At 66.9% G+C, this 6,734-nt stretch carries 7 protein-coding genes; all 7 read right to left on the bottom strand.

Annotation, left to right across the window (positions count from 1 at the left end; all coding sequences use genetic code 11):
- Nucleotides 1-232: MerR family transcriptional regulator (locus ACWGIG_RS35660; protein WP_453325855.1), on the bottom strand; the 232-nt coding region annotated here is incomplete at its 3' end.
- Nucleotides 233-251: 19 nt separating this feature from the next.
- A complete protein-coding gene (locus tag ACWGIG_RS35655; protein WP_453325856.1) occupies nucleotides 252-1,121 on the bottom strand; it encodes an FHA domain-containing protein in 870 nt (289 codons plus the stop codon).
- A 148-nt stretch (nucleotides 1,122-1,269) separates the two neighbouring features.
- Entirely contained in the window at nucleotides 1,270-2,067 is a 798-nt protein-coding gene (locus tag ACWGIG_RS35650) for a DUF881 domain-containing protein (protein ID WP_453325854.1), read from the bottom strand.
- Nucleotides 2,064-2,396, bottom strand: a complete 333-nt coding sequence (locus tag ACWGIG_RS35645) for a small basic family protein (RefSeq protein ID WP_040019805.1) — start codon at nucleotides 2,394-2,396, stop codon at nucleotides 2,064-2,066. Before ACWGIG_RS35645 ends, ACWGIG_RS35650 begins: the two co-directional genes overlap by 4 nt.
- The gene (locus ACWGIG_RS35640) at nucleotides 2,393-3,319 is read right to left on the bottom strand and encodes a DUF881 domain-containing protein (protein ID WP_453325853.1); all 927 of its coding nucleotides are present in this window, start codon (nucleotides 3,317-3,319) and stop codon (nucleotides 2,393-2,395) included. Before ACWGIG_RS35640 ends, ACWGIG_RS35645 begins: the two co-directional genes overlap by 4 nt.
- 97 nt (nucleotides 3,320-3,416) lie before the next feature.
- The gene (locus ACWGIG_RS35635; protein ID WP_453325852.1) at nucleotides 3,417-5,912 is read right to left on the bottom strand and encodes a sugar phosphate nucleotidyltransferase; all 2,496 of its coding nucleotides are present in this window, start codon (nucleotides 5,910-5,912) and stop codon (nucleotides 3,417-3,419) included.
- Between the two features lie 115 nt (nucleotides 5,913-6,027).
- A complete protein-coding gene (locus ACWGIG_RS35630; RefSeq protein ID WP_453325851.1) occupies nucleotides 6,028-6,636 on the bottom strand; it encodes a CDP-alcohol phosphatidyltransferase family protein in 609 nt (202 codons plus the stop codon).
- Between the last annotated feature and the right edge of the window lie 98 nt (nucleotides 6,637-6,734).

Here is a 6,734-nt window from a genome sequence, read left to right as displayed (position 1 = left end):
GCATGCGCAGCACCTGGGCGAGCCGCTCGACATCCGCCGGGCTGAACTTCCGGTACCCGGACGGTGTGCGCTGCGGCTCGACCAGCCCCTCCGCCTCCAGAAAGCGGATCTTCGAGATCGTGACTTCGGGAAATTCCTCACGCAGCAGGCTGAGCACCGAACCGATGCTCATCAGCCGACTGCCGGCGGAGGCGGTGCCGCGCACGGCACCGCCCGTCTGGATTCGCAGCATGGAACCTTCCCTGGAAGGATCAGACGCCCTGCCGGCTCGCGTAGAAGACCAGCCGGTACTTACCGATCTGCACCTCGTCGCCGTTCGCCAGCAGGACCGCGTCGATGCGCTCCCGGTTGACGTACGTGCCGTTGAGGCTGCCGACGTCGGAGACGGTGAAACCGCCGTCCGCACCCCGGCGGAACTCCACGTGCCGTCGCGAAACGGTCACGTCGTCGAGGAAGATGTCGCTCTGCGGGTGGCGGCCGGCCGTGGTCAGCTCACCGTCCAGCAGGAAGCGGCTTCCCGAGTTCGGACCGCGGCGCACCACCAGCAGCGCCGCACCGAGCGGAAGGGCGTCGACCGCGGCCTGGGCCTCGGGCGACAGCGACGGAAGAGCGGTCTGCCCGGTCTTCTCCGCCTCGTACGCCTCAAGGCCCGAGATGGAGATGGTCGACGTGGTCTCCGACGGACGCTCAGCAACGGCTCCGCCCCGCAGCGGCGCACCGCAGTTGGAGCAGAATCGGCTGTCCGCGGCATTCCGGTGACCGCACCTCGTACAAACCGGCAAGGCCGACATGGACGGATCCTCCTGCCGCGGCTGCCCCGCGTGGTGGGCGCTGGTTGCGTACGGGTCGGGAGCAAACTCTCCACCCGTACCTGAGGTTGATGGTTCTCCGGAACCTATGCGGCCGGGACCGGCCGGGTCAACAGACGGCGCGCCGTGGCCGCCGACCTCGTCGCGGAAGAGCGGGCGCTCTCCGCTCTGCTCCTCCCCGTCACCGGGGCGCGGGGCACGGTGACGGGCAGTGTGGGAGCTGCTGTCGTCACGTGCACTCTTGCCGAACAATTTCGCAAACAACTTCACGGGCGATTCCCCTTGACCGAAACAGACCCGCCCGTGGGGCAGGACGAACCCTGCATCAACAAACCTGCTGACTTGGACATCTTCATAACGTCCGTATCACTCGGACAGTTTCCACCACGCACCACGTCCTTGATGCGCCGACCCCCCGCAACCTCATGCCCGTGTCCGACAGCGCTCATTCGCCCCGGCTTCACTGGGATGACGACCGAGCGTAGTCAGGCCGCTTCGCCGGTCGCAAGGCATTCACGACGATCTTCTCAAGTCGCTGCACGGTGGCGGTGGCCTGCTCCTTCTCCAGAGTCTGCACGACCCCGCCGGGGATGTTCAGCGCGGGCTCCAGATCCTGCGGTTTCCCGATCACCTTGAAGGTGTACGGGGCCCGGACTTCCTTCCCGTCCACCTGGATGCTGCCGGCGTCCCCGGAGAAAAAGGTGTTGGCCACGACCCGTACGTCATTGATCTGGATCGCTTCCGCACCGGCCGCCCGAAGTTCCTGAATGGTGTCGAGCAGCCGGTCGGGCTCGACCGCACGGTGCGGGTCGCTGACGGTCAGAGTGATGCCGGGCCCCTGCGCACCCACCGTGCCGGCCAGCACTCCGAGCTGGCGCTCCTTCTCCAGAGTCTGCTTACGGGCTTCCTCGGCCTGGTCGGAGCTGCTCTCCAGCTCCGAACGCTGGTCCTCCAGCAGTTGCTTCTCGTCTTCAAGCCGCTGCGTACGGTCGTCCAGCTCGTTCAGGATCCGTACGAGGTCCTCCTGCCTCGCTCCCCGCAGCGCGCCGTCGGCGCTGGTCGAGTTGACCTGAATGGCCAGCCCGAGCCCGAGCCCGAACAGCAGCAGGGCGACGATCAGTTGGGCCCTGGTGACCCGCGGCGGCCACAGCCCGGCGACCAGCCGCTGCCGGCCCGTCACTTCCTTGTGACTGTGGTGCTCGTCGTGCTGGGGGTTCTCTTCGTCCGAGCGCTGCTCTTCGCTGCTCACCGGCGTCACGCCCGGAAGATGTGCCGGCGGATGGCGGCAGCGTTGGAGAAGATTCTGATGCCGAGGACGACGACCACACCCGTCGACAGCTGTGCGCCGACGCCCAGCTTGTCGCCGAGGAAGACGATCAGGGCGGCCACCACCACGTTCGACAGGAAGGAGACGACGAAGACCTTGTCGACGAAGATGCCGTCGAGCATGGCCCGCAGGCCGCCGAAGACCGCGTCCAGCGCGGCGACGACGGCAATCGGCAGGTAGGGCTCGACCACCGCCGGCACTTCGGGCCGGACCAGCAATCCGACCACGACTCCCACGACGAGGCCCAGTACGGCGATCACGATGTGCCCTTCTCTGTCTTCTGTGCGTCGGCCACGCCCTTCCCGGCGCCTGCGGCCTGTGGTTGGGCGATGCGTACGATCAGGCTCGGCGCGGCCGGCAGCCGCACCTCCTCCTGGTCGGAAATGCTGGTGCGAATGCCGTAGCTCTCCTGCAGCACGTGCAGGTACTGCCCGTCGGCACTGTCGTTGAACGCGGTGTTGAGGTGCTTCCCACCCACGGCGAGCACCGTGTAGGGCGGAGCGAGGGGCTTGTTGTCGACCAGTATGGCGTCCCCCGCCGCCCTGATCGCCGACAGCATCGTCAGACGCTGCCCGTTGATCGCCACCGCCTCGGCGCCGGACTGCCAGAGGCCGTTGACGACCCGTTGCATGTCCCGGTCCCGTACTCGTCCGGTGTCGGCGAAGCCGCTGCTTCCGCGCGGTCCGTCACTGCCTTCGCCGGTCTCCTTGGCATCGTCCACGACGAGTTTGATGCCGGGCCCCTGGACGGGGGTGGCGCCGGACAGCAGGGCCACCAGTTGCCCCTGGTCACCGCCGTGCTCCTCAAGTGCCTTGCGCTGGCGCTCCCCCACGTCACCGCGCAGCGCGTCGACTTCCTTCTCCAGCTTGTCCGCGGCAGCGGTCTCCGAATCGATCCGGCCGACGAGCTCCTCGCGCTCCTTGGCCACCACCGGTGCCGCTATCCGGGCGTTCGCCGCTCCGAGCGTGACCACGGCGGCAGCCAGTACGAGACAGGCCGCCAGACCGAGCTTCCGCCGCAGGGTCCGGGGCATCCCGGCAGTGCCGTCGGCCTTCTGACGGGCCGCCGCTTCCGCGTATCCGTCGTCGAGGCTGTGCTCCATCACGTTCGTCAGCAGCGACATGGACGCGTCGGGACGCCGCGGTGGAGAAGGGGTGCTCCGAACGGGGGGCTGCTGCGACATGCCGCACATCGTCGCATGTCGCAGCCCCTGCCACCGAATGGCCCCACCGGTGCACCGGAAGCCGTCGCAGGACTACTTCCGGCGCACCGGTCCGCCCTCAGTGACCTGCGCTGTCGACGATCGCCGACCACTCGTCGAGGAGTGCCTGGGCGGAGTCGTCGTCCGGCCCTTCGGCCCACAAATGAGTGACGGCCTCCGCCGGGTCGGGCAGCACCATCACCCAGCGCCCGTCGGCCTCCACGACCCGCACGCCGTCGGTGGTGTCCACCGACCGTTCCCCGGCCGCCTCGACGACCCGGCGCATCACGAGCCCCTTCACCGCCCACGGCGTGGCAAGGTCGCGCCGCAGCACATGCGCCCGGGGAATCCGCGCATCGATCTGACTCAGTGTCAACTGTGTCCTCGCCACCAGCCCGATCAGCCGCACGAAGGCCGCCGCCCCGTCGAAGACGCTGCTGAACTCCGGCACGATGAACCCACCGCGCCCGTCCCCGCCGAAGATGGTCGCGTCCTCACGACCCACCCTCGTCAGATCGTCCGGCGAGGTGGTCGTCCACTCCACCTGGGTCCCGTGGTACGCCGCCACCTGCTCGGCGACCCGTGTGGTCGTCACCGGCAGCGCCACCCGCCCGCTGCGCCGCTCGGCGGCCACCAGGTCGAGCATCACCAGCAGCGCCCGGTCGTCCTCGATGATCCGCCCACGCTCGTCCACCAGCGAGAGCCGCTCACCGACCGGGTCGAACCGCACCCCGAAGTCCGCCCTGGCCGACGCGACGATCTCACCGAGCCTGACCAGCCCGGCCCGCCGCGAATCGGTGGTCTCGGTGGGCCGCGACTCGTCGAGCCCGGGGTTGATGGTCAGCGAATCGACCCCAAGCCGCCCCAGCAGACTGGGCAGCACCAGCCCTGCGCTCCCGTTCGACGCATCGACGACGACCTTCATCCCGGAGTCCGCGATCCCGGTCGTGTCCAGATTCCTGAGCATGGACCCGGTGTACGAGTCGAAGACGCTCGCCGGGAAGTGCAGGTCCCCGATCTCCCCGGGAAACGCCCGTCGGTACTCCTGACGCGCGTACACCCGGTCCAGCTTCCGCTGTCCGCCCTGCGACAGATCCGCACCGCGCTCGTCGAAGAACATGATGTCCACCGAGTCCGGCACACCCGGAGTCGTACGGATCATGATCCCGCCGGCACTGCCCCGCGCGGTCTGCTGCCGCGCCACCGGCAGCGGTACGTTCTCCAGATCCCGTACGTCGATCGCACTCGCCTGCAGTGCGGAGATCACCGCCCGCTTGAGCGCCCGCGCACCACGGGAGTGGTCACGCGCGGTGGTGACCGTGGACCCCTTCTTCAGAGTCGTCGCGTACGCCCCTGCCAGTCGCACCGCGAGCTCGGGCGTGATCTCCACGTTCAGGATCCCGGACACACCGCGCGCCCCGAAAAGGTGCGCCTGTCCCCTGGACTCCCAGATCACCGACGTGTTGACGAAGGCGCCGGCCTCGATCGTCTTGAACGGATACACCCGCACGTTGCCCTGAATGATCGATTCTTCACCGACCAGGCACTCGTCCCCGATGACCGCCCCGTCCTCGATCCGGGCCGCCCGCATGATGTCGGTGTTCTTGCCGATCACACAGCCGCGGAGGTTGCTGTGCTGCCCGATGTAGACGTTGTCGTGGACGACGGCCCGGTGCAGGAAGGCACCACTCTTCACCACGACGTTCGACCCGATGACGCTGTGCTCGCGAATCTCCGCCCCGGCCTCGACCTTGGCGTAGTCGCCGATGTAGAGCGGCCCCCTGAGTACGGCGTCCGGATGGACCTCGGCGCCTTCGGCTACCCAGACTCCGGGCGAGATCTCGAACCCGTCGAGTTCGACGTCGACCTTGCCCTCAAGGACATCGGCCTGGGCCTTCACATAGCTCTCGTGGGTGCCGACGTCTTCCCAGTAGCCCTCTGCGATGTAGCCGTAGACCGGCTTGCCTTCCTTCATGAGCTGAGGGAAGACATCGCCGGACCAGTCCACGGAAACGTCGGCGTCGACGTAGTCGAAGACCTCGGGCTCCATCACGTAGATGCCCGTGTTCACGGTGTCGGAGAAGACCTGCCCCCAGGTCGGCTTCTCCAGGAAGCGCTCCACCTTCCCTTCCTCGTCCACGATCGTGATGCCGAATTCCAGCGGATTCGGCACCCTCGTCAGGCACACCGTGACGAGTGCGCCCTTCTCCTTGTGGAATCGGATGAGGTCGGTCAGGTCGAAGTCGGTCAGGGCATCACCTGAGATGACGAGGAAAGCGTCGTCCTTCAACGCCTCTTCGGCATTCTTCACGCTGCCCGCAGTGCCGAGTGGCTTCTCCTCATTGGCATAGGTGAGCTCCATTCCGAGCTCTTCCCCGTCGCCGAAGTAGTTCTTGACGAGCGAGGCCAGAAACTGCACGGTTACGACGGTCTCATTGAGCCCATGCCGCTTGAGCAGCCGCAGCACGTGCTCCATGATCGGCCGGTTGGCAACCGGCAGGAGTGGCTTGGGCATGCTCGAGGTCATGGGGCGAAGGCGTGTGCCTTCACCGCCGGCCATCACAACGGCCTTCATGTCGGAAGCGTCCTCCTTTGAAGAGAAGATCTAACCGACTGCGCCCACCCGGGGCCCTTCCACGGACATCAGAGGTCCGGAAGGGCCGGCGCTGCGCTGCGCCACTTCGACAGACTCAATCGGCCGCGGTGTCCGCCTTGACCAGCCGACGGACCTGTACCACGTAGAGAATCCCTGCCCACCAATACAGGGTCGTACCCCATCCTGCGAACGCCCATCCGAAAATAGCACCTAGTGTCCCGAGCCACCCCCCGTAATCGCTGAGCAGCAGCAACGGGAAGGCATACATCAGATTGAACGTGGCAGCCTTGCCCAGGAAGTTCACCTGCGGCGGCGGATAGCCGTGCCGTCGGAGGATACCCACCATCACGAGAAGCATGAGCTCGCGCGCCAGGAGGGCTGCGGTAACCCACCAGGGGAGGATCTCCCGCCAGGTCAGCCCCACCAGGGTGGACAGAATGTAGAGCCGGTCGGCAGCCGGGTCGAGCAACCGCCCGAGATTGCTGATCTGATTCCACTTGCGCGCAAGCTTGCCGTCGAGGTAGTCACTGATGCCACTGAGCATCAGCACCAGCAAGGCCCAGCCGTCGCTGTTGGACCCACCGAACACAGGGCGAAGAATCAGCCACAGGAACAAGGGCACGCCAACGAGACGAGCCATGCTCAGAATGTTGGGGATGGTGAGGACTCGGTCCGTCTGAACGCGAGTCTCCTGGACCTCCACCCGGGGGCCTCCTGTGGGAACGTGCCAACGATTTTCACCCTGACCTTACCCTCAGCCACTACCGGCGACCGCACAGGGGTACAACACGCCCCGTAAAC

The organism is Streptomyces sp. NPDC054863 (genome assembly GCF_053610825.1).
Note: the sequence above shows the minus strand (reverse complement) of the source record. Positions and strands in the feature narration are given on the sequence as shown.